Here is a 23,299-nt window from a genome sequence, read left to right on the forward strand (position 1 = left end):
GATGGATGCGATCAAGCGCTATTTCAGAAGTCCCGCCGCGGTCGCAGGCCTGATCCTGCTCGTGATCGTGATCGCGATGGCGATCTCGGCCGGCTGGCTCTATCCGCGCGATCCGCTGGCGCTGGCCGGCCGTCCCCTGATCTGGCCGTTCTCCAACCCGCGCTTCCTGCTCGGCACCGACAATTCGGGGCGCGATATCGCCGCGCAGATTTTCTATGGCGCGCGCATATCGCTGCTGATCGGCGGCGTCGCCACCGCGATCGCGATCCTGATCGGGATCCTCGTTGGCGCTTTCGCCGGCTATTACGGCGGCTGGGTCGACAATGTGCTGATGCGAGTTACCGAGGCGTTCCAGACGCTGCCGAACTTCGTGCTGCTGCTGGTGCTGGTCGCGGTGTTCGGCTCGACGCTGACCACCGTCACCATCGCGGTCGGCGTGGTGTCGTGGCCGGCACCAGCGCGGCTGACCCGCGCGGAATTCCTGTCGCTGCGCAACCGCGAATTCGTCCAGGCCGGCCGGACGCTCGGCATGAAGAATATCCAGCTCATCTTTGGCGAGATCCTGCCCAATGCGCTGCCGCCGGTCATCGTCTATGCCAGCGTCGTCATGGCGGTCGCGATACTCCTCGAAAGCGCGCTGGCCTTCCTGCGGCTGTCCGATCCCAACGTGGCGTCGTGGGGCAACCTCATCGGCCTCGGCCGCGACGTGTTGCGCGTGCAGTGGTACGTCTCGGCAATCCCCGGCATTGCCATCCTCGTCACCGTGCTGGCGGTATCGCTGGTCGGCCAGGGCCTCAACGACGCGCTCAATCCGAGGCTGAAGGGTCGATGAGCGAGCAAGAAACCATCCTCTCGCTCGACCGCCTGAGCGTCCGCCTGCCCCGCGGCGCGGATCGGACGCATGCGCTCAGGGATGTGTCGCTGGAGATCGCGTCCAACGAAATCCTCTGCGTCGTCGGCGAATCCGGTTCCGGCAAGTCGATGATGGCGAATGCCGTCATGCGGCTGTTGCCCAATGAAGTGACAATCGACGGCGGCCGGGTGATGTTCGAAGGCCGCGACCTCTGTGCTGCATCTGTCGCCGAAATGCGCGAGGTTCGCGGCGCCGGCATTGCGATGATCTTCCAGGAGCCGATGACGGCGCTCAATCCGCTCCGTACCATCGGCGACCAGATCGCCGAGATGTTTTCGATCCACACCGAATTGTCGAAGGCCGAGATCAGCGACAAGGTGCTCGCACTGCTCGCCGACGTCCGCATTCCCGATCCCAAAGTCGCGGCCAAGGCCTACCCGCACGAACTCTCCGGCGGCCAGCGGCAACGCGCCATGATCGCGATGGCGCTGGCGCTCGATCCGAAGCTCTTGATCGCGGACGAGCCGACGACTGCGCTCGATGTCACCACGCAGGCGCAGATCCTGAAATTGATCCGCGACCTGCAGCAGCGCCGCAGGACCGCGGTCATGTTCATTACCCATGATTTCGGCGTCGTCGCCGAGATCGCCGACCGCGTGGTGGTGATGCAGCACGGCGTCATCGTCGAACAGGGTACAGCCGGCGCCGTGCTGCACCATCCGCAGCACGCCTACACCAAACAGCTTATCGCCGCCGTCCCGCCGCTGAAGGCGCCGCCGCCCCGCGCGCTTGCGGCCGACAACATCCTGACGATTACCGATGTCTCGAAGACCTACCGCACCGGCGGCTTTCTCGGGCGCGGCGCACGGGTGACGCCGGCCGTGAAGAACGTCTCGCTCAACCTGCCGCGGGGCGCGACGCTCGGCATTGTCGGCGAATCCGGCTCCGGCAAATCGACGCTGGCGCGCTGCATCGTGCGGCTGATCGATCCGGATGCCGGAGCGATCGTGCTCGATGGCAATGACTGGGCAAAGATGCCGCGCGAAAAAGTCCGCCGCGAGACGCGCCATATCCAAATGGTGTTTCAGGACCCGTTCGCTTCCCTCAATCCGCGCCGCAAGGCGGCCGAACTGGTGGCGCAAGGCCCAATCGTTCACGGCACGCCGCGGGCGCAGGCGATTGCGGATGCGAAGGAATTGTTCGCACTCGTCGGGCTCGATCCTTCCTCCGCCGACCGCTATCCGCATGAATTCTCCGGCGGCCAGCGGCAGCGTATTGGCCTGGCACGGGCACTGGCGCTGAAACCGGACGTCCTGGTCGCCGATGAGCCGGTGTCGGCGCTCGATGTTTCCGTGCAGGCGCAGGTGCTGAAGCTGCTTGCGGAATTGCGCGCGCGGCTCGGGCTGTCCATCGTATTCATCACGCATGATCTGCGCGTGGCGGCGCAAATCTGCGACCTCGTGGCTGTCATGAAGGACGGCGAAGTAGTGGAGCATGGGCTCGCCGGCGAGGTGTTCGGCAACCCGAAGCACCCCTATACGCGCGCGCTGCTCGACTCGATTCCGGGCGGGGAATTTGCGAGAGAGCACGATACGGCGGCGGTGTAGCGGCTCCCTCGCCCCGCTCGCATCACGCCATCTCCCGCGCGTCGCGACGTCGATAGACCAGCAGCATCAGCGGGGCCAGCTTGCGCAGGATGCCATGCCCCACGATCGGCACCGGCTCGGTGAACGGCAGCGCCAGCTCGTTTTCCGGCACGCCGCGAACGGCCTTTGCGAGTTCATTGCCGAGCGGAATCGTCAACGCTACAGCGCGGCCGTTGCAGCCGGTCCAGCCGTAGGCATTGGGTCCAAGCTTGTGAATGCGCGGCAGAAAATCCGTGGTCATGCCGACATAGCCGTTCCAGACATAGTCGAACGAGACCTCGCCGATCTGCGGCCACAGCCGCTGCAGCCGCTCCGTGACGCGCGCCTTGATCCGCTCCACCTTGTTGCCGGGACCGATCACCGCGCCGCCGGTGACGAGACGGTTTCGCGCGTCATAACGCGCGAAATAGAGTTCGCCATGGGTATCCGACATCGCCTGCCGGCCGGGGATAATTGTCTTGCGGACGTTGTCGGACAGCGGCTGCGTCGCCATCTGCCAGGACAGCACCGGCATCACCTCGCGGGCGATATCAGGCGCCAGCGATTTTGAGAATTCGCCGCTGTAGGCGTTGGTCGCCATGACAAGCGCGCGGCCGGAAATCTCGCCTTTCGCCGTCTTCACCACCCAGCGGTCGTTGCGGCGCTCAAAGCTTTCCGCCGGCGAGCGCGCGTAGATGCGCGCGCCCAGCCCAAGCACGGTGCGCGCGAGGCCGCGGGCCAGCGCCAGCGGGTTGATGTGGCCGCCGGTCCTGTTCCAGAAGCCGCCGAACCATGCATCGGAGCCGAGCATGTCCCGCGCCTGATCGCGCGACAGCAATTCGACCGGCGCGCCGAATTTCGACCACTGCCGCACGCGCCGCTCCGCGATCTTGATACGGCCGGGCGAATGCACCGGCTGCACCCAGCCGGCCTGTTCCCCCTCGGCATCGATGTTGTAGCGCCTTGTCACGTCGAACAGATAAGAAGCACTGTCGCGCAGCATGCCGACAAAACGTTCTCCCGCCTCGCCGTGTTTGGCAACAATGTCCTCCGGATCGGGCCGCGACAGCGTCGGGATCACCTGGCCGTTGTTGCGCCCGGAGGCGCCCCAGCCCGGCTCCGCTGCCTCGACGATCGCGACATCGACGCCGGCCTCGCGCAGATGCAGCGCGGTGGAAAGGCCGGTGAAACCGCCGCCGATCACGATCACGTCCGCCTGCTGCGTGCCGGTCAGTTCGGGCAAATCAGGCCCTGAAGGCGTCACGGCCGCCCACAGCGAATTGGGCCAGCGGACGTTACTCATATTCATCGGCATCCTTTCTTGCAGGCGCCTTATCCTTGCAGGGGCCTTGTCGTTCTGCTTAGTTTAGCCCGCTAATCAGCCCCAAGGAAATAACAGAGTGGCACTCAAAAACGTCATCGGAATCGATCACGCCGTGGTCATGGTGAAGGACCTCGACAAGGCGGCCGAGAATTACAAGCGGCTGGGCTTCACCGTGTCGCCGCGCGGCACCCACAGCACGCATATGGGATCGGGCAACTACACCATCATGTTCGACCCCGACTATATGGAATTGCTCGGCGTGCTCAGGCCGACGGAACATAATGAGCCAGCGCGGGCGTTTCTCGAAAAGAGCGGTGAAGGCATCGAGCGCATCGCCTTCACCGCCGTGGATTCGGCGCAGGGCGCGGAAGAGATTCTCGCGCGTGGCTATGTCCCCGTTGGTCCCACTGATTTCGAGCGGCCGGTGACGATGCCTGACGGGACCGAATCCGCAGCCAGGTTCCGGACCTTTCAATGGCCGACGGTGGAAGCGCCGGGCGGCGTGCGCATCTTTGCCTGCCAGCACAAGACGCGCGAGACGGTGTGGATTCCCGAACTGATGAAGCATGCCAATGGCGCCAAGCGCCTGAAGCAGGTGCTGATGGTCGCGCCGGAGCCGGCCAGGGAGGCCGCGCATATGTCCAAGCTGATCGATCGTGACGTTCGCAGCGAGTCCGATGGTGCGATCGCGGTGCCCTCCGGTGGCGACCGCGCCGACTTTGTGTTCCTGACCAAGGATCAACTCGGCAAGCGCTATCCCGGCGTGTCGCTGGCCGGCCTGCCCGAACGCGGCGGCGCGGGGCTCGTGATCGTGGCCGACGTCGCCGCGGCGCAGAAGGCATTGGGTGCTGTCGGCGTGAAAAAAGCTGATGGCGTGGTAGTACCGCCGGCTGAAGGCAACGGCACGATGCTGGCGTTCGTTAAGGGTTAAGGAATTCCGCGTGTCCCGGACGCGGTGCAGCCTAGGCGATGCGAAGCATCGTCCGGTAACGCTGCTCCGCTGAGCCGGGACCCAGTCTCGGCGTGGACCCCGGCTCAGCTGCGCACCGTAGGAGTCGCGCGAAGCGCGATCCCGAACCCGCTGCGCAGCGTCCGGGGAACGCCACAGCCTGCTACTCCGCTGGCGCTGCCGCCGGCACTTGCGCGCTGTAATCCACACTCGGACTGGTCTTCGCCAGCGCGAACAGCCCGGCCGCCATCACCACGTAGGCCAGCGCCACGCCCGGTGTGACGCCGAGGCCACCGCCGATGCCGACGGCTTCGCCGTGCATGAAGCCGAAATAGGTCATGACGGCGCCGGCCAGCGCAAAGGCCGAGGCCTTGAGAAAGTCACGCTCGATCACGAACACGCCGATCGCGCCGAGCACGAGGCCGGCAAGGATCGATCCGCCGCCCATCACTTCGAGACCGTGATAGAGCACGCCCTGCTGCGGCAACGCTGATATCGCCGCGCTCTTCACCGCATCGACCTTGTCGGCGGCGAGACCGCCGACCGCCTGGGCCGCCGTGATCGTCGAGCCGAGCATGGTGTCGATCTGCAGTTTTGCCCAGGCGGCGAGATGCGGCGTCAGCGCCAGCACGATCGCCGGCGCGTGCTTGACTGGCGTGGTCTGGAACGCCTGCGCGCCGATCAGCATGCCGATGTAAAGCAGGATCGGTGAGATCGCGACCACGGGCACCAGCGCCAGCAATACCGAGATGATGCCGAACCACGACAACAGCACCACCATGATCCCCGTGGCGGCCGAGTAGCCGATGCGCCCGCCCATCGCCTTCCAGCCGGGATGGCCGATATAAACCGCGTTGATGAAGGGATTGCCCATCAGGCAACCGATCAGGCTGACGACACCGTCGGCTGTCAGCACGCGCGTGGTTGGATATTCGTCACCGGCCGCTTCCGCACTCTCGACGTTATCCATGGCCTCGACGAGGTCGTAGATGCCGAACGGGATCGCTGTCACCAGGATGATGCCGAGGAATTCGAATCCGGAGAAGACGAGGCCGAAGGCCGGTAACGGCACCGAGAAACCGAAATTCGCGAAGGCATCGCCGACGCCTTTCAGGCTCAAGCCGCCGAGCCCGAGGCCGAACAGGTTCGATCCCCACGCGATGATCATGCCGACGGCGATGGCGACGAGGCCGGCCGGCATGCCTCTCCAATATTTCACGCCGCCGAACCAGGCCACCAGAATGATGGCGAAACACACCAGCCCGATCTGCGGCGTCATGTACATCTCCAGCGCCGGACGCATCGAGATGAAGGTGACGGAGACGCCGGCCAGCGTGCCAAGCAGCGCCGCGCGCGGCGTAATCTTTCGGATATACGGCGCGATGAATCCGCCGATCATCAGAATAAAACTCTGGAAGAACACCCAGACCAGACCGGCGGACCAGCCCTTGATCGGATCGCCCGTCTTGAGCGTGATCGGCAGCATGATCACGAAGGTGACGATGAACATGTGCGGCACGCTGACGCCCGACGGCAGCGCGCAGACGTCGCTGCGGCCGGTCTTCTGCGCGAGCTTGTAGGCGAGATAAGCGTAATAGAAGGTGGACAGGCACATCATCAGGCCGAGCGCCGGCAGGATGCGGCCGAACACGATCGAGTCAGGCATCTTCAGCACGAAGCGCAACAGGCCGGTCAGCACCAGCATGTTGACGAGAATGTTGGTACCGAAACCGAACAGCGCGTTCCAGTCGCCCGGCGTCCACAAGGCCGGCTTAAAGGTGGATGTGCCTGCAGTCCCCGTCATGCCCGTGCTCATCGTAATCCCCCCGCTACTGCCGTTCTTGGAATCTCCAGTGAAAGCGCATGCAACACGGCCGCCGAGTCGGAGACCCAGCCAAAAATGCCGCCCTGGGCCTTGATCATTTTCAGGCCCATCTCGTGGAATTCGGGAAAGTAGGAGGCGCAGCCATCTGCCAGCACCACGCAGCGATAGCCGCGGTCATTGGCTTCGCGCACGGTGGTGTTGACGCAGACCTCGGTGGTGACACCGCAGACCAGCAGATTCTCGATGCCGTAGCGCTGCAGCACATCGCCGAGCTCGGTGGCGTAGAACGCGCCCTTGCCCGGCTTGTCGATCACGATCTCGCCGCCCTGAGGATACAATTCGGGAATGATGTCGTGGCCAGCCTCGCCGCGAATGAGAATGCGCCCCATTGGCCCGGGATCGCCGATGCGCAGCGACGGTGCGCCGCGCTCGACCTTGGCCGGCGGTGCGTCCGAGAGATCGGGCAGATGCCCCTCGCGGGTGTGAACGACCAGCATGCCGGCCGCGCGCGCCGCATCCAGCACCGCGGCGATCGGCTTCACGGTTCGCGCAAGCTGGCTGACGTCATTGCCGAGCGTCTCGCCAAAGCCGCCCGGCTCCATGAAATCGCGCTGCATGTCGATGATGAGAAGCGCGGTCGCCGCCCAGTCGAGTTCGATCGGCTCCGGCTCCGCTGCGAGCTTTGCTGAGTTCGCCATGACGTACGCGCCCCGAACGAGAGAACTCTTCGGGAGAAGTCAAGCAAGGCGCATGCCATTGTGTACAATGGCGCCAGGCGATCGGTCTGGAGAAAATCAATCGTATTGTCAGTCCGTTACTCGCGGGCGCGGATCCCAGCTCGCCGTCATCGAACGCACCGCAAGCGGGCAGTTGCTCATTAGCTGTGCATGCTGCGATTGCTCTTGCCCGAACGAAGAACTGGCGGTCCGCCATTTCCTGCTCGCACCTGACCCAACAACTGGACCAGCCAGGCAAGGCCGGCATCCATCATCGCCACTTTCGGAACAACGACATTGATCGAGAAGCGCTGCAGCGGCAGCGGCGCCTTGACGGCGACGACATTGAAGCGGGCACCATGGATTTCCACGAACCGTCGCGGCAGCGCGGAGACCATCTCGGTTTCGGCCAGCACCGAGAGCGCAAAAATGAAATTGGGCACGGTGAGCGCTACGCGTCGTGTCAGACCCTTCTTCGCCAGTTCAACATCCACGAACCCAGAAACATCACCGGTGTGCGAAACGACGAGATGCTCCATCTCGCAGTAGCGCTTGAGGGTCGGGTTACGCTGGAATGAATGCCCCTTTCTAACCGCAATGACGAACTCTTCCTCGTAAAGCTTCTGTTTGTGGAAACGGACCGCAATATCGTCGAATGGAATGATCGCGATGTCCGTCGTCCGGTCTTCGAGCTCCTTCAACGCATCCTTCCACGCCAGATGAGGAACGGTGGAGCCTTGCACCGGCAGCAGCTGCCGGATTCCCACATCCACGCCCGGCGCCACCCCACGCAACGTCTCCAGCAGCGAAGGCAGGATGACCGACGACACGCCATCGGGCGCGCCAATGACGAAGCGCCGCGCCGAATGTAGTGGATCGAACGGCGTAGCCGACGAAACGACCCCGCGGACACGTGCGAGAATTTCAGCCACTGACGTCGCGAGCTGGAGTGCGCGTTCCGTCGGAACGACCCCCTTCGGGGTCTTCAGAAACAAGGGATCACCGAGCAGCGTGCGCAGCCGGCCAAGGCCGTGGCTGATGGCGGACGGCGAAAGATGGAGCCGCTCCGCCGACCGACCCACGTGTCTTTCCTGAAAGACGATCTCGAACAGCACGAGCAGGTTGAGATCGATCCGGGAGAGGTCAATTTGGTTCAGCATAATGCTGAAATCATATCACTGGATTCATGATCCTTGAAATGGGATTTGGGCGGCACCGCCGGTTGGTTGCCGGCCCAACCCGAATGGAAAGACACCGAAATGTTCAAATCGAACCGCTGGATGCACTTGGCGCTGAAGGCCGCACTCGCCATGCCGCTGTCGACCAGCGCCGCACAGGAGCCGACCTCGGCAGTTTCGGAGCAGGAACTTGTCGATCTGGTCCGGAAGACCGAGGCGCGGGCTTCAGCTTTCATGCGCGGTGACATGGACAAATGGGCCGGCCTGACGCGCATCGCGGATGACTTTACCCTGATGCAGCCGTTTGGCGGTGAAGCCAGCCGCGGGTTCGACATGAGTCCCGAGCGGCTGGCGCGGCTCGCCAGCTATTTCAGAAACGGCGATGCCAAAGTCGAATTGGTCCAATCCTACGCGTCAGGCGATCTGGTCGTCCTTGCCGTGATCGAGCGTGAGCACGGCGAGGTCGGCGGCTTGCCGGACCAGGACTGGTCGCTGCGGGTGACGCTGGTCTATCGCAGGCAAGGCGCGGAGTGGTGGCTGGTTCACCGCCATGCCGACCCGCTCGTGCGCCATGTCGGGCTCGAGACTGCGGCCGCGCTGGCCCGCGGCGCAAATCTCGATAAGAAATGAGGCGGTCTAGCTCCTGTTAAGCAATGGCGCGCCGAATGCCCGCCGCCAGACCGACAGAAAACGCGGAAACCAGGAGTGAGCGACCGCGCCCTGATAGGCCCACGTGCGATATTTCTGACCCTTTTCGGATAGAAGCTCCTGATAGCCGCCGTGCATTTCGGTCGCGTTACGAATGTCGCTCAAGATATCCTGCGCGCAGGATCTGTATTTTTCGGTGCCGGAAAACTCATCGTACTCCAGCATGCGATCGGCGAATTCGACATTGAACGTCGGCCAGCAGGAACGCCCCTGGTAGGCCGGAGCCGCAATCTTGTGGATCATCTTGTTCTGCGGATTATCGGCAGATACCAGGAAGTGAAATGTATCCGGGATTCGAAACCGCGGCTCGCCAAGCACCAGATCCGTCGTGGCGGCGAACAGCGCGCGTTCGCTCGCCTCGCTCAGATCCCAAAATCCCTGGTGCACATTGACGAAATCGAGCGCAATGGAGGACGCCGCCGGTTCGCTACTTGAATCCAGGGCATGCCTGATATGGCCATGCTTGCCGAACAACCCGAGTAGTTCCTTCTTGTATTGCGAAAGCCCGCGTCCGAGCACCCCTTCCAGCTCGATCTGGTCGATCACCCCTAATCGTATGCCGCGCACAAATGTCGCGTAGACGCATGCATTGGTGACAAAACGTCTGCGCTCGGCGCGGGTATCCGTTGCCGCGGAGCGGGGTGCATTTACGTCACACAGCAAAGCCGTGAGGCCGTTGTCGTCGAACGGCTCCAACGCGTTGGCAAGTTGAAATATCGCCTTCTTCAGGTCGTCGCGATATCCGGCAAGCAACAAGCGCCCGGCATGCGCGCCTTGCGCCATCGCCAGATACGAAGATGTCCTTTGGTCCGCGAGCATGATCTGTTCCAGACCCGCGAGGATGCCTAACAGCGTATCCGACGGCAGCGAGAAGTAATTGACGCCAATGTACCGATCGCTGCCTGCCGGAACGATGGTCGTCGTGACGACATTGGCGCGGACGGCTTCCAGCATCAACCGGACGCTTTTTTCGAGCAAGCGAACCCGGCGGACGGCATCCTCGGAATCCGTGATGGTCTCGGGATCGAGCACATCGGGATAAAACCAGGCAAAGTCCCGGGGATAATAGGCGGATGCGTGCGGTGCCCCCGTGACCAGAAAGGCTTCCGTCGGAGAAAAGGCACTGTTGACCGAGTGCCTGTAAAGCTCATCGATCCCGGCCGATGCGTGAGATTTTCTCAGGAAGCGATCACCGAGAAAATTGACGGCCTGAATACCGTTGGCGACACAGGAGGCAAGCGGACCCTGATAAAATCGGTATTCGCGATGTGATGAAAATGAAATATGACGATGCATATGCAGGGATCAACGAGGTTCCGTGGTGTCGAGTGCCAGTGGTTACATCATTGATTCGTCTTTCTGCCAAATGACACGCACTGTCACCGCTTTGTCATAAAGGCGGACGGAGCTGGCCCACAGGATGGGTAGAGCCACCCTCTTTCCTTGGCCCAAAATTCTCAATCAGCCGCAGCAGCACGCGCGCGCCGGCATCGGCGTCGTCAGGCTCGACATGCTCGGCCGGGTTATGGCTGATGCCGCCGCGGCAACGGACGAACAGCATGGCGACGTCTGCGATGTCGATCATCGCCATACCGTCATGCCCTGCCCCACTGGGCAGTTCGAACACGCCATAGCCTTCGGCCACAACCGCTTCCGCCACCTGCGTTTTCAGCCACGGCGCGCAGGGCACGGTACGGTTTTCGTGGGTGACGTCGATCTGCAGCGACAGTTCGCGCCGTTTCGCAATTGCCTCGATCCGTCGCACGATCTCGGCCACCGCAAGCTTGCGGTGGGCATCCACCGGCGCGCGAATGTCCAGCGTGAAGGAGACCCGCCCCGGGATGACGTTGGTCGCGCCGGGCATCGCCGTGATGACGCCGACGGTGCCAACCAGACCGGCGCTATCGGCTTTGCAGAATTCCTCGACCGCGACGATGCATTCGGCAGCGCCGGCCAGCGCATCGCGCCGCAGCGCCATCGGCACCGTGCCGGCGTGTCCCGCCATGCCGGAGAGGTTCGCGGCCAGCCTTGTGGCGCCTGATATTGCCGTCACCACGCCGACGGGCAGGTTTTGCTGCTCCAGCACCGGCCCCTGCTCGATATGCAGTTCGACATAGGCATGCAGTTCGCCGCGGGCGCGCGCCGCCGCGCCGATTCTGGTCGGGTCCAGCCCAAACCGCACTATGGCCTCGTGCATGGTGAGGCCGCTTGAATCGCGCGTGTTGAGCACGCTGTCGTCAAAAGTTCCGGCGATGGCCCGGCTGCCGAGCAGCGTGGAGGAGAATCGTACGCCCTCCTCGTCGGCGAAACCGACGACTTCGATCGCAAAGGGCAAACGCACGCCGCGCTGGTTCAGATCGGCGACGCAGGCAATCGCTGATATGACCCCGAGCGGGCCGTCCCATTTGCCGGCGTCGCGCACGGTGTCGTAATGCGAGCCCAGCATCAGGCAGGGCAGCCCCGGCCGGTCGCCTTCGTAACGGCCACAGACATTGCCGATGGCGTCGAGATGCGCGGCCATGCCGGCATCCCTCATCCAGGACATGATGAGATCGGCCGCGATGCGATGTTCAGGCGAAAGGAAGATCCGCGCCAGATGCTCAGGTGTCTCGGAAATCGTCCCGAGCTGGTTGATCCGGCTTACGATTTCATCGCCGAGCATTGCTTCATCCAATATCGAATGCGTTGTCGGCGAGATGGGCCAGGTTGGCGTGCCAGTGCTGCGCGATCTCCAGCCGCGTCGGCACCCAGACCCGCTCGTGCTGTCCGATGTAGTCGAGAAACCGTATCAGCGCCGCCGCACGGCCGGGGCGGCCGACGACGCGGCAATGCAGGCCGACCGACATCATCTTCGGTGCGGTTTCGCCTTCCCTGTAAAGGACGTCAAAGCTGTCCTTGAGGTAAGCAAAGAATTCGTCGCCGCCGCCAAAACCCTGCGCATTCACAAAGCGCATGTCATTGGCATCGAGCGTGTAGGGAATGACCAGATGCGGCTTCGAGCCGCGCGCCTTGATCCAGTATGGCAGGTCGTCGGCGTAGGAGTCGCAGAGATAAAGCAAGCCGCCGGCTTCCATCAAAAGCCGCAGCGTGTTGATCGAAGATCGCCCGGTGTACCAGCCGAGCGGGGGCGCGCCGGTCGCCTCGGTGTGGACGCGGATCGCCGCCGCGATCTCGACGCGCTCCTCGGACTCCGACATGTCCTTGTGCTCAATCCATTTCAGGCTGTGGCTGGCGATGTCCCAACCGGCCTCCTTCATGGCGGCGACCACATCCGGGTTTCGCTTCAACGCCATCGCGACGCCGAACACGGTCACCGGCAAATTGCGTTCGGTGAACATCCGCCACAGCCGCCAGAAGCCGGCGCGCGAGCCGTATTCGAACATCGATTCGATGTTGGCGTGGCGCTGGCCGGGCCAGGGCTGCGCACCCAATACGTCGGATAAGAACGCCTCCGACGCGCGATCGCCGTCGAGAACATTGTTCTCGCCGCCTTCCTCGAAATTCACCACGAACTGGACGGCAACACGCGCGTTGCCGGGCCATTTGGGATCGGGCGGGTTGCGCCCGTAGCCGCGGAAGTCGCGCGGGTAAGCCGGCGCGGCCACGTCTATATTTCCTCGAAGCGGATCTTCTGCGCGCCCTTCCACAGTACGGTCTTGCCGAACGCGGTCAGGTTCTCCAGCCCCGAGGTCAGGGTAATGAAATGATTGCCGGCGAGCTGGCCCATCTTGCTCGCAAAATGCACGCCGCCATAGGCGAGCAGGATTTCGGTTTCGCTGATGCCGCCGGGATAGAGAATGATCTGGCCCGGTGCAGGATAGCTGGTGTGGTTCTCGTAGGAGACGCCGAAATCGAGATCGCCGAGCGGCATCCAGACACCCTCACCGCTCCAGCGGACGTGGATCGCCTGGCTCTCGAACGGCATCGCCTTGCGGAAGGCGGCGACCGTCTTGGGCGCCAGTTGCTCCTCGAAGCGGGCCTGGAAAGTGAATTCACCGGCACGGACAATCAGTTGGCTCATCGATCTCTTCTTCTGGATATAGGTGAGGCATGTGGTTCAGCGGTATCCATTACAGCCGGAACAACCGGAAGCAAGGCCGATTCCGCCTCGCTGGCCGGTTTCAACGAGCGCATCGGCGCCGGGAATTTGCCCTTCGCGGGACCTCAATTATGGGTTCGCACCGGGACCGGACGGGCCGGCGCATCGCCGTGCCCGAAGGAGTTTTCGAAATCGGCGAGCGGAGGCGATATCAGCGCGCGTTCGCGCGGGAACGCCTCGGGCATCTCCAGGCGAATGAAAGCGAGCAGCTTTTCCCTGATCTCGCAGCGGAGATCCCAGGATTGCGGCGCGGATCTGGCGCTGACCAGCGCGCGAAGCTCGATCGCCCGCGGGCTGGCCTCGATCACCTGGAGATTGACCACCGCGCCATCCCACAATTTGGTCTCGCGCACGGCCTCCTCAAGCCGCTGCCTGATCCGCGAGACATCGGTGCAATAGTCGACATGGAAGGCGATGGCGCCGATCAGCGACTGGGTGTCGCGGGTCCAGTTCTGGAAGGGACCCTCGATGAAATAGGACAGCGGGACCACCATCCTGCGCCAGTCCCACAGCCGGATCACGACATAGGTCGAGGCGATGTCCTCGACCCAGCCCCATTCATTCTCGATGATGACGGCGTCCTCGATCCGGATCGGCTGGGTGATCGCGATCTGGACGCCGGCGATCAGGTTTGAGAGCAGCGGCCGGGCGGCAAGGCCGAGAATCAGACCGGCGGCGCCGGCGGAGGCGAACAGGCTGACGCCGTATTGCTTGACGGATTCGAAGGTCATCAGGGCGGTGGAAACCGCGATGATGACAACCAACGTATCGATCACGCGCTTGAAGACGCGGACCTGGGTGACGTGCTTGCGGGCGAGAAAGTTCTCGTCGGTATCGAGGCGAAAGCGCTGCAGATAGCGCGCGGCCCCCATGTCCACGGCGCGAACCGTGATCCATCCGATCAGCGCGATGACGGCGACGATGAAAAAGTGCCGGAGCTGTTCACGAAGCACGTCGTTCAGCGGCGCCAACGGCAGCACCAGCGCCACGGCCACCAGACAAAGCGCCAGCCGGGCCGGTCCGGCGATCCTTTGCAGCAGCAGGGCCACCGCCGGCCAGCGCTCCCCGAGCGCGCGTTTGATGATGCGCGCTGCGATACCGTGCACGAACAGCGCAACGATAATGGCACAGACGACGAGGCCGAGGCCCACCATCCATTGCGGCACCCAGCCCAACATCTGTTCCAACCATGACAGAAAATCGTCCATGCAAATTCCCGCTGCGCGACATTGACCCGCCGCTAACGCGGCCTTCAGCGGATAGGTCCCCCGCCTGACGCAGCGCAGCAATTCACTGCGCGCATTTCGCAATTCGATGGGTTTGCTTGCTTTCCCGCCTTGTTCCGCGTTTCATCGTTCCCAGTGAGAAGAGATCCTAGGGAATACCCATGCCAGCAAGAATCATCGGAATGATCGGCACCCAGCAGGAAGGCGTCGCGGTTCACCTCATCAAGGGGCAGATATCGCGGCAATGGGTGATCGATTTCACCCGCCTGCACGAGCAGTGGAACTATGATTCCGTCCTGGTCGGATATTACGCGTCCGCCGCCGAAGGTTTTGCGATTGCGCTTTATGCGGCCGATCACACCGAACGGATCAAGTTCCTGATCGCGCACCGGCCGGGCTCGGTGGCGCCGGCGCTGGCGGCGCGGCAGATCGCGACCTTCGACCAGCTCACGCAAGGGCGGATGGCGCTGCATATCATCGCCGGCACCAGCGACGCGGACCAGGCCAGCGAAGGCGACTTCCTGCCCAAGAACGACCGCTACCGCCGCGCCGGCGAATATCTGGAGGTGATGCGGAAGCTCTGGACCAGCGACAGCCCGCTCGACCACAAGGGCGAGTTCTACCGCGTCGAGGGCGGTTACTCCGACATCAAGCCGTATCAGCAGCCCTGCCCGCCCCTGTTCTTCGGTGGCTCATCGGAAGGCGCGTTGGAGATGGGCGCGAGGCATTGCGACGTGTTCGCGATCTTCGGGGAGCCGCTGAAGGAGACGCGGGAGCGGGTCCAGGATTTCCGGCGGCGCTCCTCAGCCTTTGGGCGCAGCGTCGGCTTCAATATGTCGCTGCGGCCAATCATGGCGGCGACCGAGGGCGCGGCATGGGACAAGGCCAACGCCCTGCTGGCGGATGTCGAGCGCAAGACCGGCGCGGCGCCGCAGCCGACCAACCGTTCCGCCGAACGCCTGCTCGGCTACGCCGCGCGCGGCGACGTGCATGACGAGCGGTTGTGGATGGGGATCGCACGCGCCACCGGCGCACCCGGCAATACATCGTGCCTGGTCGGAACGCCGGAGCAGATTGCGGCGGCGGTGCTGGAGTATTACCGGCTCGGGATTCATTCGTTCCTGCTGCGCGGTTTTGAAAACCCGCACGACACGATGGCGATCGGCCGCGACTTGATTCCACTCATCAAGGAAGGCGCGCTTGCGATCGACCGGCAGGCCGAAGCGGCCGAGTAGAGTTCACCTCAAGAATCCGCAAGCATCTCAAGATGTCCCGACAAGGCCTTGAGGTACAGCAGGAAAACGCATGAAAGAAATCGCATGAAGGCCGTGGTTGTCGAGAACTACGATTCGATCGACGGCATCTCGATCAAGGAAATCGATACGCCCGGCGTTTCCAAAGGCGAAGTCCGTGTCAAGGTCGGCGCCGCGGCGGTTGGCTTCGTCGATGGATTGAAGGTGCAAGGACTTTATCAGACCAAGGATCCCCTGCCGTTCGTTCCGGGAACGGAGTTTGCCGGCATCGTCGATGCCGTTGCCGACGACGTCACCGCGTTCAAGCCTGATATGCCCGTGATCGGCATGTCCCGTTCCGGCGCGCTCGCCGAATACATCTCGGTACCGGCAGCGGCGCTCAAGAACCTGCCGCCGCAGGTTCCCTTCGAGGCCGGCGCATCGTTTCAGGCCAACTATCTGACCGGCCTTTACGCGCTGGATGCCCGCGCCTCACTTCGCGAAGGCGAGATATTGCTGGTGCTGGGCGCGGCCGGCGGCGTCGGCATTGCCGCCATTCAGCTCGGCAAATTGATGGGCGCGCGGGTGATCGCCGCGGCCTCGACGGCGGAGAAGCGCGATTTCGCGGTCCGGTTCGGCGCCGATCAGACCATCGACTACACCAAGGCGGACTGGCGGGACACGCTCAAGGAGCTGACCGGCGGGCATGGGCCCGACGTGATTTTCGATCCCGTGGGCGGAGAAGTCGCGCTGCAGGCGTTTCGCTCGATTGCTTGGCGCGGACGACATCTGGTCGTCGGGTTCGCTTCGGGCACCATTCCGGCGCTGGCGTTCAACCTGCCGCTGCTCAAGGGCGGCGCGCTGCTCGGCGTCGATCTCGCCCAGATCCAGAAGCGCGAGCCGGAGACGCATACACGCCTGATGGCGCAATTGTTCGACTGGCTTGCCTCAGGCAAATTGCAGCCCGTGGTCGGCAAGATCGTGCCGTTCGAGAATTTCCGCGAAGCGTTCAAGACCATGCAGTCGCGATCGGCGCTCGGCAAGATGATCGTCAAATTCGGCTGAAGTAACGCATCGATGCAGGATACGAACTGATGCCTCTGGAAAATATCAGTAAATCGCGCCGCTTGATGCATACGCGGTCGGTCGAATGCGAAGGCTTTCTGCGCGACGACGGGCTCTGGGAAGTCGAAGCATGGCTGCGCGACACAAAGCCCTTCACCCAGCGCGCCGACCGTTTCCGCGGCGAACTGAAGCCGGGCGATCCCGTGCACGATATCGGCCTGCGGCTGGCGATCGACGACGGCATGACCATCCGCGAGGCGGAAGCGATGATGCGCGCGACGCCCTATCCAACTTGCGTCGAGGTCGAGCCGGTCCTAGAGCGCCTGATCGGCGAGCGCATCGGCCCGGGCTGGCGCGAAACGGTGCGGCGCAGAATCGGCCGTCTCGAAACCTGCACGCATCTGATGGAGTTGCTCGGCCCCGCCGTGACCACGCTGTACCAGACCATGTCCTACGGCAAGAAGCCGGAAGGCCGCGACACGCTGGAGAACCAGCAGAACTCCGGCGAGCGTCCGTTCTTCATCGGCGGCTGCCATTCCTGGCGCACGGATGGGCCGGTCGTCGCCGCGATGTTCCCGCAATTCGCGACCAAGCCGGCCGCGAAGGATTAGGCCGGCCCCTCATCCGCCTTGACAGCCTCCGCATGCGGATCACCGGCGGGCAGGATGTCCTGATGTAATCGCGCCGCTTCCATTCCGGCGGCGGCGGCGCGCCCTGCCCTTCGCGGGGAACGTAAGGCGACGATGTTGCGCCAGCCAGATCAGGCACGTAGCGGGGGCAGTTCGGGTAGATTTCGCATTCGATCCGCACCACGATTTGCGCGCCGAAATGACGGGCCTTGGCCTCGGCATCTTCCAGAATCGCCGCGCGGCCGTTGATCCGCATTCTCCGGCTCTTGCCGTCGAAGCGCACGAACAGCAGGCCCACGTTCGGATTTCGCGAAATGTTGCCAAGCGTCCGGTACATCGAGTTGCCGTCATACTCGGGGTATTCAATGACGTTTGGACCCACGATCTTCACGAAGCCAGGGTCGCCGGACTTGATGCTGCAGTCGATATAGTCGTTCCAGGAAGTGCCGATGAAGAAGAAGGGTGAGGTTTCGATCAACGCCTTCTCATCATCCCAGAATTCGTAATGCTTGCGGTGACGCTCGATCGCTTCCGCGACGCGCCGTCCATCAAACCGGTCCTGCAGTTCGCTCATGCCCTCGTGATAGAATGGCCGCTGCCACATCGGCTCAGCTCCCTTTGTTGCGAAGAGACTGTAACGCCGAAGCCCTCAAGCTGCCAGCCGGCTAGCTATCGGCGCGCTGCTGCCCCATGGCGCGATCGTAGATCGCAAACGCCGCCGCCAATACGCAGCCGGCGATAATGCCGATTGTCAGGTCTTCGATCAGCGTGAGGCCGAAGGTCGCGATCAGCACGCAAGCCGGGCGCCAGTCGTGAAGTAGGCGCGAGAATTCTTCCTTCTCGGCCATGTTCCAGCACACCACCACCAGCACGCCGGCGAGCGCCGACAGCGGAACAAAGCTTGCCAGCCGGGCTCCGAGCACTATGAACACCAGCACGAACAACGCATGCGCCATGCCGGAAATCGGGCTGCACGCGCCGGCGCGGATATTGGTCGCCGTTCGGGCGATCGTGCCGGTGACGCTGATGCCGCCGAAGATTGCGGAAGCAACGTTGGCGATGCCTTGCGCCACCACCTCCATATTGTAGCGATGCTTGCGCCCGGTCATGCCGTCGGCGACCTTTGCGGACAGCAGGCTTTCGACCGCGCCCAGCAGCGTGAAGGAGAGCGCCGCCGGCAACACTTCGAGCACGGTTGCGTAAGAGATCGACGGCAGGCGCGGCCCAGGCAAACCATCCGGCAACTGGCCAAAACGGCTGCCGATCGTCTCCACTGGCAGATGCAACAGCCAGGCGGCGACCGAGGCCAGCACGACCGCGATCAACATTCCTGGCCAGTTCGGCGCCAGGCGCCGCAACAGGAAGATCAGCGCGGCCGAGCCAACACCGACAGCGAGCGCGGCAGGATTGAGCGATGGCAGCGCCTGGCCGAGCGCGGCGAGCTTTGGCAACAACGGCCCTGGTTCGGCAGCTGGCAGTTTCAAGCCGCCGAGATCCCTGAGCTGGCTGGCAAAGATCGTGACCGCGATGCCGCAGGTGAATCCGACGGTGACCGCATGCGGAATATAACGGATCAACGCACCGAGCCTCAAAAGGCCGATCAGCGTCAGCATGAAGCCCGAGATGAAAACCGTCAGCAACAGTCCTTCGAGGCCGAACCGCGCCACGGTGGCCGATACGAGGACGATGAACGCGCCGGCGGGACCGCCGATCTGATAGCGGCTGCCGCCCAGCGCCGATACTAAAAAGCCGCCGATGACAGCGGCGTATAATCCCCGCTCGGGCGATACGCCCGAGGCGACGGCGATCGCCATCGAGAGCGGGAGCGCGACAATCGCAACCGTCAGGGCCGCCAGCATATCCTTTCGAAAGCTGCCGAGACCATAGCCCTCCGACAGAACGGTGACGAGCTTGGGACGGTAATGATGGGCGCTGGCGGAGCCGTCAGGCATTGCGGATTAACCGATCGAGGATTCGCAGATTATAGCGAAGGGCCAAAGGCGGAACCAGAAAAACCCCTGTGCAGCGATGGCGCGGAAGCAGGCACCCCGTAAAATAGCGGGGCACCGGTTAGGCTCGGGCGTACCTGAGGTTGCGATGAGTCTCTGTCGCGACATCCAGCAACGCGTTCGACGGCGATAGGCCGACGGCGGCTTGTTGCGTTGACGGTGATCTGCAGCCGGCGATGACCTGCATCCTTCGCACGCGCCATCAGCACAAAGCCACGACTGGTGCGCGAGCGCTTGTTTTCGTGTGACGAAATTCTCGCATTGCGAAATATCATCGCAGCGTCCGCGCAAAAGGACGCAGCCGGAACGAACTGGCAGATTGGGCGTGACGCCGCGACGGACAGGTGTCACTATCCAGCGATAAGCAAAAGCCGCGCACGTCGGACGAAGCGCGGCTGCCGAGGGGGAAACAAAAGCGTCAGCGTCGGCGCGCGAGTTCCTTTTGGCCCAACCCGTCCGTTGGCGTCGCATGGGGCAACAGATTGTCCATCGTCTGCTGATTTCGTTCCCCGCCTTGCTCGGGGTTCTCTTCCTCTGCTTTTGTCTGTTGCAGGTCGTGCCTGCCGATCCCGCGATGATCATCGCAGGGCCCGACGCCAAGGCCGAGACCATCGCCGCGATCCGCCAGGAACTCGGCCTCGACAGATCCATTCCCGTCCAGTTCTTCGAATACATCCTGCGTGTGCTTCGCGGCGATCTCGGCCGTTCCATCATTTCCAACCGGATGGTGAGCGAGGAACTGGCGATGACCATCGGGCCTACGGTCGAGCTGATGCTCGGCGGCATGCTGCTCGCCGTGCCGATCGGGCTCGCGCTCGGAACACTGGCCGCCGTCAACCGCGGCCGCCTCACTGACCGCATCATCATGGCCTGCTCGGTGGCGGGTGTGTCGATGCCGGTGTTCTTCATCGGCCTGATCCTGATCCAGTTTGTCGGATTCAAATGGGCACTGTTGCCGTTCACCGGCCGCACCGGCCCGGTATGGGACGGCGGACTGCCGAGCCTGATCCTGCCGGCGCTGACGCTCGGCGCGGTGCTGATCGGCCCGATCGCGCGCCTGACGCGCACCGCCGTGCTCGAAGTGCTCGGCGCCGATTTCGTGCGCACGGCGCGCGCCAAGGGGCTGCGTGAACGGGTGGTGATCATTCATCATGCGCTGCGCAACGCCATGATCCCCGTCGTCACCCTGATCGGACTGCAGGCGGCGTTCCTGCTCGGCGGCGCCGTCGTCACCGAGACCATGTTCTCATGGCCCGGCGTCGGCCGGCTCGCGGTCGGCGCCATCGTCTCCAGCGATTTTCCGACGGCGCAGGGCGCGATCATGATCCTCGCTATCGCCTTCCTGTCGATCAATCTCTTGGTCGACGTGCTCTACGTCTATCTCGATCCGAGGGTGCAGCGCAGATGAGCGTCGAGGCCCTCGAACAAGGCTTTGTCCAGGAGCGCGAAACCGGCGTGTTTGCCCGCGCCGGCGTGCTGCGCCGCCTGGCGCGCGATCGCGTGGCTGCGATAGCCGGGCTGGTGCTTACGGTGATCGTGTTCGCAGCGCTGTTTGCGCCATGGATATCGCCCTACGATCCCTACTTCACCGACCTCACCAAAGTAATGCGGCCACCCGACGCCGAGCACTGGTTCGGCACCGACAACACCGGCCGCGACATCTTCAGCCGCGTCATCTACGGCACGCGCAGCACGCTGATGCTGGGGCTGGTCGGCGTGATCGTCGGTGGCTTCATCGGCGGCGTTCTCGGCATCCTCGCCGCCTACTATCGACGTCTCGACGGCTGGATCATGCGGCTGGTCGACGTGATGCTGGCCTTCCCCGCGATCCTGATCGGGCTGGCGGTGGCCGCGATCTTCGGCGCCGGGCTGACGGCCGTGGTGATCGCACTCGTCGTCGCCACCGTACCCGACGTCGCGCGGGTGGCGCGAGGCGCTGCGATCAGCGTGATGGGCCAGGAATTCATGGAAGCCGGCCGCGCCGTCGGCGTGTGCGACCGCGAATTGATCTGGCGCTACCTGACGCTCAACTGCATTTCGACGATCTTCGTGTTTCTCACCCTGCGCTTCGGCCAGATCATCCTGATCGGCGCGGCGCTCGGCTTCCTCGGCATGGGCGCGCAGCCGCCGACCGCCGAACTCGGCATGATGGCGGCGCAAGGCCGCGACTTCCTGTTCATGGCGCCGCACATCGCGACGATCCCGAGCTGTGCCATCTTCGTGATCGTGCTGGCCGCCAACCTTTTGGGCGACGCATTCCGCGACGTCCTCGATCCGAGGTTACAGACATGATCAGGATCGCATTGGGAGTGTGTCTGGCAGTAAGCATTTCGGGTCCGGCATCGGCCCAGACGCTCAATCTGATGAAGGGCATAGACGCGCCGCATTACGATGCGCAACGCACGACCTGGGGGCCGACCTCCGATATCGTCAACATGTTCCAGGACACGCTGGTCGCGCTCGACTGGGATGGCCGCACGCCGGTTCCCTATCTCGCCAAATCATGGACGATCAGCGAGGACGGCAGAACCTATACCTTCAAGCTGCGCGACGACGTGTCGTTCTGCAGCGGCAAGAAGTTCACCGCCGATGATGTCATCTACAGCTTCAAGCGGCTCAAGGATCCCGCGATCAAGGCGCCCTATGCCTGGCGCGCCGGCGACATCAAGGAATTGCGTGCGCCCGACCCCTACACCGTCGAATACGAGTTGAAGGAGCCCTACTCCGAACTGCTGCTGCAGCTCACCATGTTCACCACCGTGATCCACAACAAGGAGAGCGTGGAGGCGCTGGGCAAGGATTACGGCATCAAGGGCGCCGACGGCACCGGACCCTGGTGTTTCGACAGCTGGCAGCCGCGCACCGAGATCGTGCTCAAGCGCCACGACGCATACCGGTGGGGCCCCTCGCTGTACAAGAACAAGGGCCCGGTGAAGTTCGAAAAGCTAAGCATGAAGATCATGCCCGAGGAGTCCAGCCGTGTCGCAGCGATGATGGCCGGACAGTTCGACATGACCCACCAGTTTCCTCCGGCATTCATTGCCCAGGCCAAGGCGGCCCCGATGCTGACCGTGACCGCGGCGAAGCCGAACTTCCAGTTGCTCTATTTCGGCTTCAAGACGACGCGTCCGATGGTGGAGGACAGGCGGGTGCGAGAGGCGATGAGCATCGCCATCAACCGCGGCGAGATCGCCAAAGCTATCCTGCTCGGCAACGCCGATCCTGCCTTCACGATCGTCGATCCCGACGCGCTAGATCACGACGCCGGCACCAAGGGCATCGTGAAGGAGGACATTGAGCGCGCAAAAGCCCTGCTCGACGAAGCCGGCTGGAAGATGGGCAGCGACGGCGTTCGCGAAAAGGACGGCGTCAAGCTGCAGCCGAAGGTCTACTTCACCCAGGCGGGCAATACGCCGCGGGTGGCCGAGGCGATCCAGGGTTACCTGCGCCGCATCGGCGTGCAGTGGCAGCTTCAGCCCTGGGACTCCACCATCGCACCCGCCAAGATGGCCGAACAGGATTACGAAATCTGGTCGGTGACGGTGCCCTATCTGTCGGCCGGCGACCTCATGAACATCTATTTCGACTCGAAGAACATCCCGACGCCGAACCGGATGAACTGGAAGGACGCCGAAACCGACGACTGGCTGAAGCAGGGCCGGTCGGCACTGACCGAGGCCGATCGCGCCAAGTACTACGCGCTGGTGCAGCAGAAGGTGATGCGCGAGCACCTCTGGATACCCGTGCTCAACATCAACATGGACCAGGTGGCCAACAAGAAGATCACCGATGCCAAACCGCACATGATCTACCAGAACACTTTCTACAAAGGGCTGGACGTGTCGCGGCAGAAATAACAAG

At 63.3% G+C, this 23,299-nt stretch carries 20 protein-coding genes and 1 pseudogene; 10 read left to right on the forward strand and 11 right to left on the reverse strand.

Annotation, left to right across the window (positions count from 1 at the left end; genetic code table 11):
• Position 1 precedes the first annotated feature (1 nt).
• Together KIP88_RS01540 and KIP88_RS01545 are read left to right on the forward strand one after the other, a co-directional pair.
• The gene (locus KIP88_RS01540; RefSeq protein ID WP_214486061.1) at positions 2–832 is read left to right on the forward strand and encodes an ABC transporter permease; all 831 of its coding nucleotides are present in this window, start codon (positions 2–4) and stop codon (positions 830–832) included.
• Positions 829–2,460 (forward strand): ABC transporter ATP-binding protein, encoded by a 1,632-nt coding sequence (locus tag KIP88_RS01545; RefSeq protein WP_214486062.1) that lies wholly within the window; start codon positions 829–831, stop codon positions 2,458–2,460. Before KIP88_RS01540 ends, KIP88_RS01545 begins: the two co-directional genes overlap by 4 nt.
• A 22-nt stretch (positions 2,461–2,482) precedes the next feature.
• Here the strand turns inward: KIP88_RS01545 and KIP88_RS01550 are convergent, their stop codons facing one another.
• Positions 2,483–3,787, reverse strand: a complete 1,305-nt coding sequence (locus KIP88_RS01550; RefSeq protein WP_214486063.1) for an FAD-binding oxidoreductase — start codon at positions 3,785–3,787, stop codon at positions 2,483–2,485.
• A gap of 91 nt (positions 3,788–3,878) precedes the next feature.
• On the opposite strand from KIP88_RS01550, the gene KIP88_RS01555 reads away from it, so the two are divergent.
• Entirely contained in the window at positions 3,879–4,733 is an 855-nt protein-coding gene (locus KIP88_RS01555) for a VOC family protein (protein WP_214486064.1), read from the forward strand.
• A gap of 181 nt (positions 4,734–4,914) precedes the next feature.
• Here KIP88_RS01555 and KIP88_RS01560 read toward each other — a convergent pair whose 3' ends face one another.
• From KIP88_RS01560 to KIP88_RS01570, 3 genes are all read right to left on the reverse strand, one after another.
• Complete coding sequence (locus KIP88_RS01560; protein ID WP_214486065.1) at positions 4,915–6,567, reverse strand: regulator; 1,653 nt, start codon at positions 6,565–6,567, stop codon at positions 4,915–4,917.
• Positions 6,564–7,274 carry a cysteine hydrolase family protein gene (locus KIP88_RS01565; RefSeq protein ID WP_214486066.1) on the reverse strand — a complete coding sequence of 237 codons (711 nt, stop codon included), beginning with the start codon at positions 7,272–7,274 and terminating at the stop codon, positions 6,564–6,566. The genes KIP88_RS01560 and KIP88_RS01565 overlap by 4 nt, the downstream gene beginning before the upstream one ends.
• Before the next feature lie 179 nt (positions 7,275–7,453).
• Positions 7,454–8,452 (reverse strand): LysR family transcriptional regulator, encoded by a 999-nt coding sequence (locus KIP88_RS01570; protein ID WP_214486067.1) that lies wholly within the window; start codon positions 8,450–8,452, stop codon positions 7,454–7,456.
• 33 nt (positions 8,453–8,485) lie between these two features.
• Between KIP88_RS01570 and KIP88_RS01575 the strand changes: the two genes are divergently transcribed.
• Positions 8,486–9,100 (forward strand): DUF4440 domain-containing protein, encoded by a 615-nt coding sequence (locus tag KIP88_RS01575; RefSeq protein WP_249790454.1) that lies wholly within the window; start codon positions 8,486–8,488, stop codon positions 9,098–9,100.
• Between the two features lie 6 nt (positions 9,101–9,106).
• On the opposite strand, the gene KIP88_RS01580 is transcribed toward KIP88_RS01575, so the two are convergent.
• From KIP88_RS01580 to KIP88_RS01600, 5 genes are all read right to left on the reverse strand, one after another.
• Complete coding sequence (locus tag KIP88_RS01580; RefSeq protein WP_214486068.1) at positions 9,107–10,474, reverse strand: hypothetical protein; 1,368 nt, start codon at positions 10,472–10,474, stop codon at positions 9,107–9,109.
• Between the two features lie 94 nt (positions 10,475–10,568).
• Complete coding sequence (locus tag KIP88_RS01585; RefSeq protein ID WP_214486069.1) at positions 10,569–11,840, reverse strand: allantoate amidohydrolase; 1,272 nt, start codon at positions 11,838–11,840, stop codon at positions 10,569–10,571.
• 4 nt (positions 11,841–11,844) lie between these two features.
• The gene (puuE, locus tag KIP88_RS01590) at positions 11,845–12,783 is read right to left on the reverse strand and encodes an allantoinase PuuE (protein WP_214486070.1); all 939 of its coding nucleotides are present in this window, start codon (positions 12,781–12,783) and stop codon (positions 11,845–11,847) included.
• Positions 12,784–12,785: 2 nt separating this feature from the next.
• Positions 12,786–13,199, reverse strand: a complete 414-nt coding sequence (locus tag KIP88_RS01595; RefSeq protein ID WP_212419001.1) for a DUF3830 family protein — start codon at positions 13,197–13,199, stop codon at positions 12,786–12,788.
• Between the two features lie 143 nt (positions 13,200–13,342).
• Positions 13,343–14,485 (reverse strand): mechanosensitive ion channel family protein, encoded by a 1,143-nt coding sequence (locus tag KIP88_RS01600; protein WP_214486071.1) that lies wholly within the window; start codon positions 14,483–14,485, stop codon positions 13,343–13,345.
• A gap of 179 nt (positions 14,486–14,664) precedes the next feature.
• Between KIP88_RS01600 and KIP88_RS01605 the strand changes: the two genes are divergently transcribed.
• The 3 genes from KIP88_RS01605 (at position 14,665) to KIP88_RS01615 (ending at position 17,411) form a co-directional block, all read left to right on the forward strand.
• Positions 14,665–15,738 carry an LLM class flavin-dependent oxidoreductase gene (locus KIP88_RS01605; protein WP_214486072.1) on the forward strand — a complete coding sequence of 358 codons (1,074 nt, stop codon included), beginning with the start codon at positions 14,665–14,667 and terminating at the stop codon, positions 15,736–15,738.
• Between the two features lie 84 nt (positions 15,739–15,822).
• Positions 15,823–16,800, forward strand: coding sequence for an NADPH:quinone oxidoreductase family protein (locus KIP88_RS01610; RefSeq protein ID WP_214486073.1), 978 nt, complete (start codon positions 15,823–15,825; stop codon positions 16,798–16,800).
• Positions 16,801–16,829: 29 nt separating this feature from the next.
• A complete protein-coding gene (locus KIP88_RS01615) occupies positions 16,830–17,411 on the forward strand; it encodes a DUF2889 domain-containing protein (RefSeq protein WP_214486074.1) in 582 nt (193 codons plus the stop codon).
• On the opposite strand, the gene KIP88_RS01620 is transcribed toward KIP88_RS01615, so the two are convergent.
• Together KIP88_RS01620 and KIP88_RS01625 are read right to left on the reverse strand one after the other, a co-directional pair.
• Positions 17,320–18,033, reverse strand: coding sequence for a pyridoxamine 5'-phosphate oxidase family protein (locus tag KIP88_RS01620; RefSeq protein WP_214486075.1), 714 nt, complete (start codon positions 18,031–18,033; stop codon positions 17,320–17,322). The genes KIP88_RS01615 and KIP88_RS01620 overlap by 92 nt on opposite strands.
• Positions 18,034–18,133: 100 nt before the next feature.
• Positions 18,134–19,381, reverse strand: a pseudogene (locus KIP88_RS01625) (SulP family inorganic anion transporter); the annotation flags it as partial.
• A gap of 526 nt (positions 19,382–19,907) precedes the next feature.
• Here KIP88_RS01625 and KIP88_RS01630 point away from each other — a divergent pair.
• Genes KIP88_RS01630 through KIP88_RS01640 form a run of 3 tightly spaced genes read left to right on the forward strand, consistent with a single transcriptional unit; the run spans position 19,908 to position 23,295 of the window.
• The gene (locus KIP88_RS01630; protein WP_214486077.1) at positions 19,908–20,846 is read left to right on the forward strand and encodes an ABC transporter permease; all 939 of its coding nucleotides are present in this window, start codon (positions 19,908–19,910) and stop codon (positions 20,844–20,846) included.
• Positions 20,843–21,730: an ABC transporter permease gene (locus KIP88_RS01635; RefSeq protein ID WP_214486078.1), complete on the forward strand. Its 888-nt coding sequence runs from the start codon at positions 20,843–20,845 to the stop codon at positions 21,728–21,730. Before KIP88_RS01630 ends, KIP88_RS01635 begins: the two co-directional genes overlap by 4 nt.
• Complete coding sequence (locus KIP88_RS01640) at positions 21,727–23,295, forward strand: ABC transporter substrate-binding protein (RefSeq protein WP_214486079.1); 1,569 nt, start codon at positions 21,727–21,729, stop codon at positions 23,293–23,295. The genes KIP88_RS01635 and KIP88_RS01640 overlap by 4 nt, the downstream gene beginning before the upstream one ends.
• Positions 23,296–23,299 lie beyond the last annotated feature (4 nt).

The sequence above is a fragment of the Bradyrhizobium sp. SRL28 genome (assembly GCF_018596315.1).
Lineage (GTDB): Bacteria > Pseudomonadota > Alphaproteobacteria > Rhizobiales > Xanthobacteraceae > Bradyrhizobium.

Bases quoted from the DNA above. Each gene is read 5' to 3' on its own strand.
- KIP88_RS01570 (WP_214486067.1), bottom strand. From the start codon at position 8,452: ATGCTGAACCAAATTGACCTCTCCCGGATCGATCTCAACCTGCTCGTG.
- KIP88_RS01580 (WP_214486068.1), bottom strand. From the start codon at position 10,474: ATGCATCGTCATATTTCATTTTCATCACATCGCGAATACCGATTTTAT.
- KIP88_RS01595 (WP_212419001.1), bottom strand. From the start codon at position 13,199: ATGAGCCAACTGATTGTCCGTGCCGGTGAATTCACTTTCCAGGCCCGC.
- KIP88_RS01585 (WP_214486069.1), bottom strand. From the start codon at position 11,840: ATGCTCGGCGATGAAATCGTAAGCCGGATCAACCAGCTCGGGACGATT.
- KIP88_RS01545 (WP_214486062.1), top strand. From the start codon at position 829: ATGAGCGAGCAAGAAACCATCCTCTCGCTCGACCGCCTGAGCGTCCGC.
- KIP88_RS01620 (WP_214486075.1), bottom strand. From the start codon at position 18,033: ATGTGGCAGCGGCCATTCTATCACGAGGGCATGAGCGAACTGCAGGAC.
- KIP88_RS01550 (WP_214486063.1), bottom strand. From the start codon at position 3,787: ATGAATATGAGTAACGTCCGCTGGCCCAATTCGCTGTGGGCGGCCGTG.
- KIP88_RS01560 (WP_214486065.1), bottom strand. From the start codon at position 6,567: ATGAGCACGGGCATGACGGGGACTGCAGGCACATCCACCTTTAAGCCG.
- KIP88_RS01600 (WP_214486071.1), bottom strand. From the start codon at position 14,485: ATGGACGATTTTCTGTCATGGTTGGAACAGATGTTGGGCTGGGTGCCG.
- KIP88_RS01540 (WP_214486061.1), top strand. From the start codon at position 2: ATGGATGCGATCAAGCGCTATTTCAGAAGTCCCGCCGCGGTCGCAGGC.
- KIP88_RS01615 (WP_214486074.1), top strand. From the start codon at position 16,830: ATGCCTCTGGAAAATATCAGTAAATCGCGCCGCTTGATGCATACGCGG.
- KIP88_RS01630 (WP_214486077.1), top strand. From the start codon at position 19,908: ATGGGGCAACAGATTGTCCATCGTCTGCTGATTTCGTTCCCCGCCTTG.
- KIP88_RS01610 (WP_214486073.1), top strand. From the start codon at position 15,823: ATGAAGGCCGTGGTTGTCGAGAACTACGATTCGATCGACGGCATCTCG.
- KIP88_RS01635 (WP_214486078.1), top strand. From the start codon at position 20,843: ATGAGCGTCGAGGCCCTCGAACAAGGCTTTGTCCAGGAGCGCGAAACC.
- KIP88_RS01605 (WP_214486072.1), top strand. From the start codon at position 14,665: ATGCCAGCAAGAATCATCGGAATGATCGGCACCCAGCAGGAAGGCGTC.
- KIP88_RS01565 (WP_214486066.1), bottom strand. From the start codon at position 7,274: ATGGCGAACTCAGCAAAGCTCGCAGCGGAGCCGGAGCCGATCGAACTC.
- KIP88_RS01640 (WP_214486079.1), top strand. From the start codon at position 21,727: ATGATCAGGATCGCATTGGGAGTGTGTCTGGCAGTAAGCATTTCGGGT.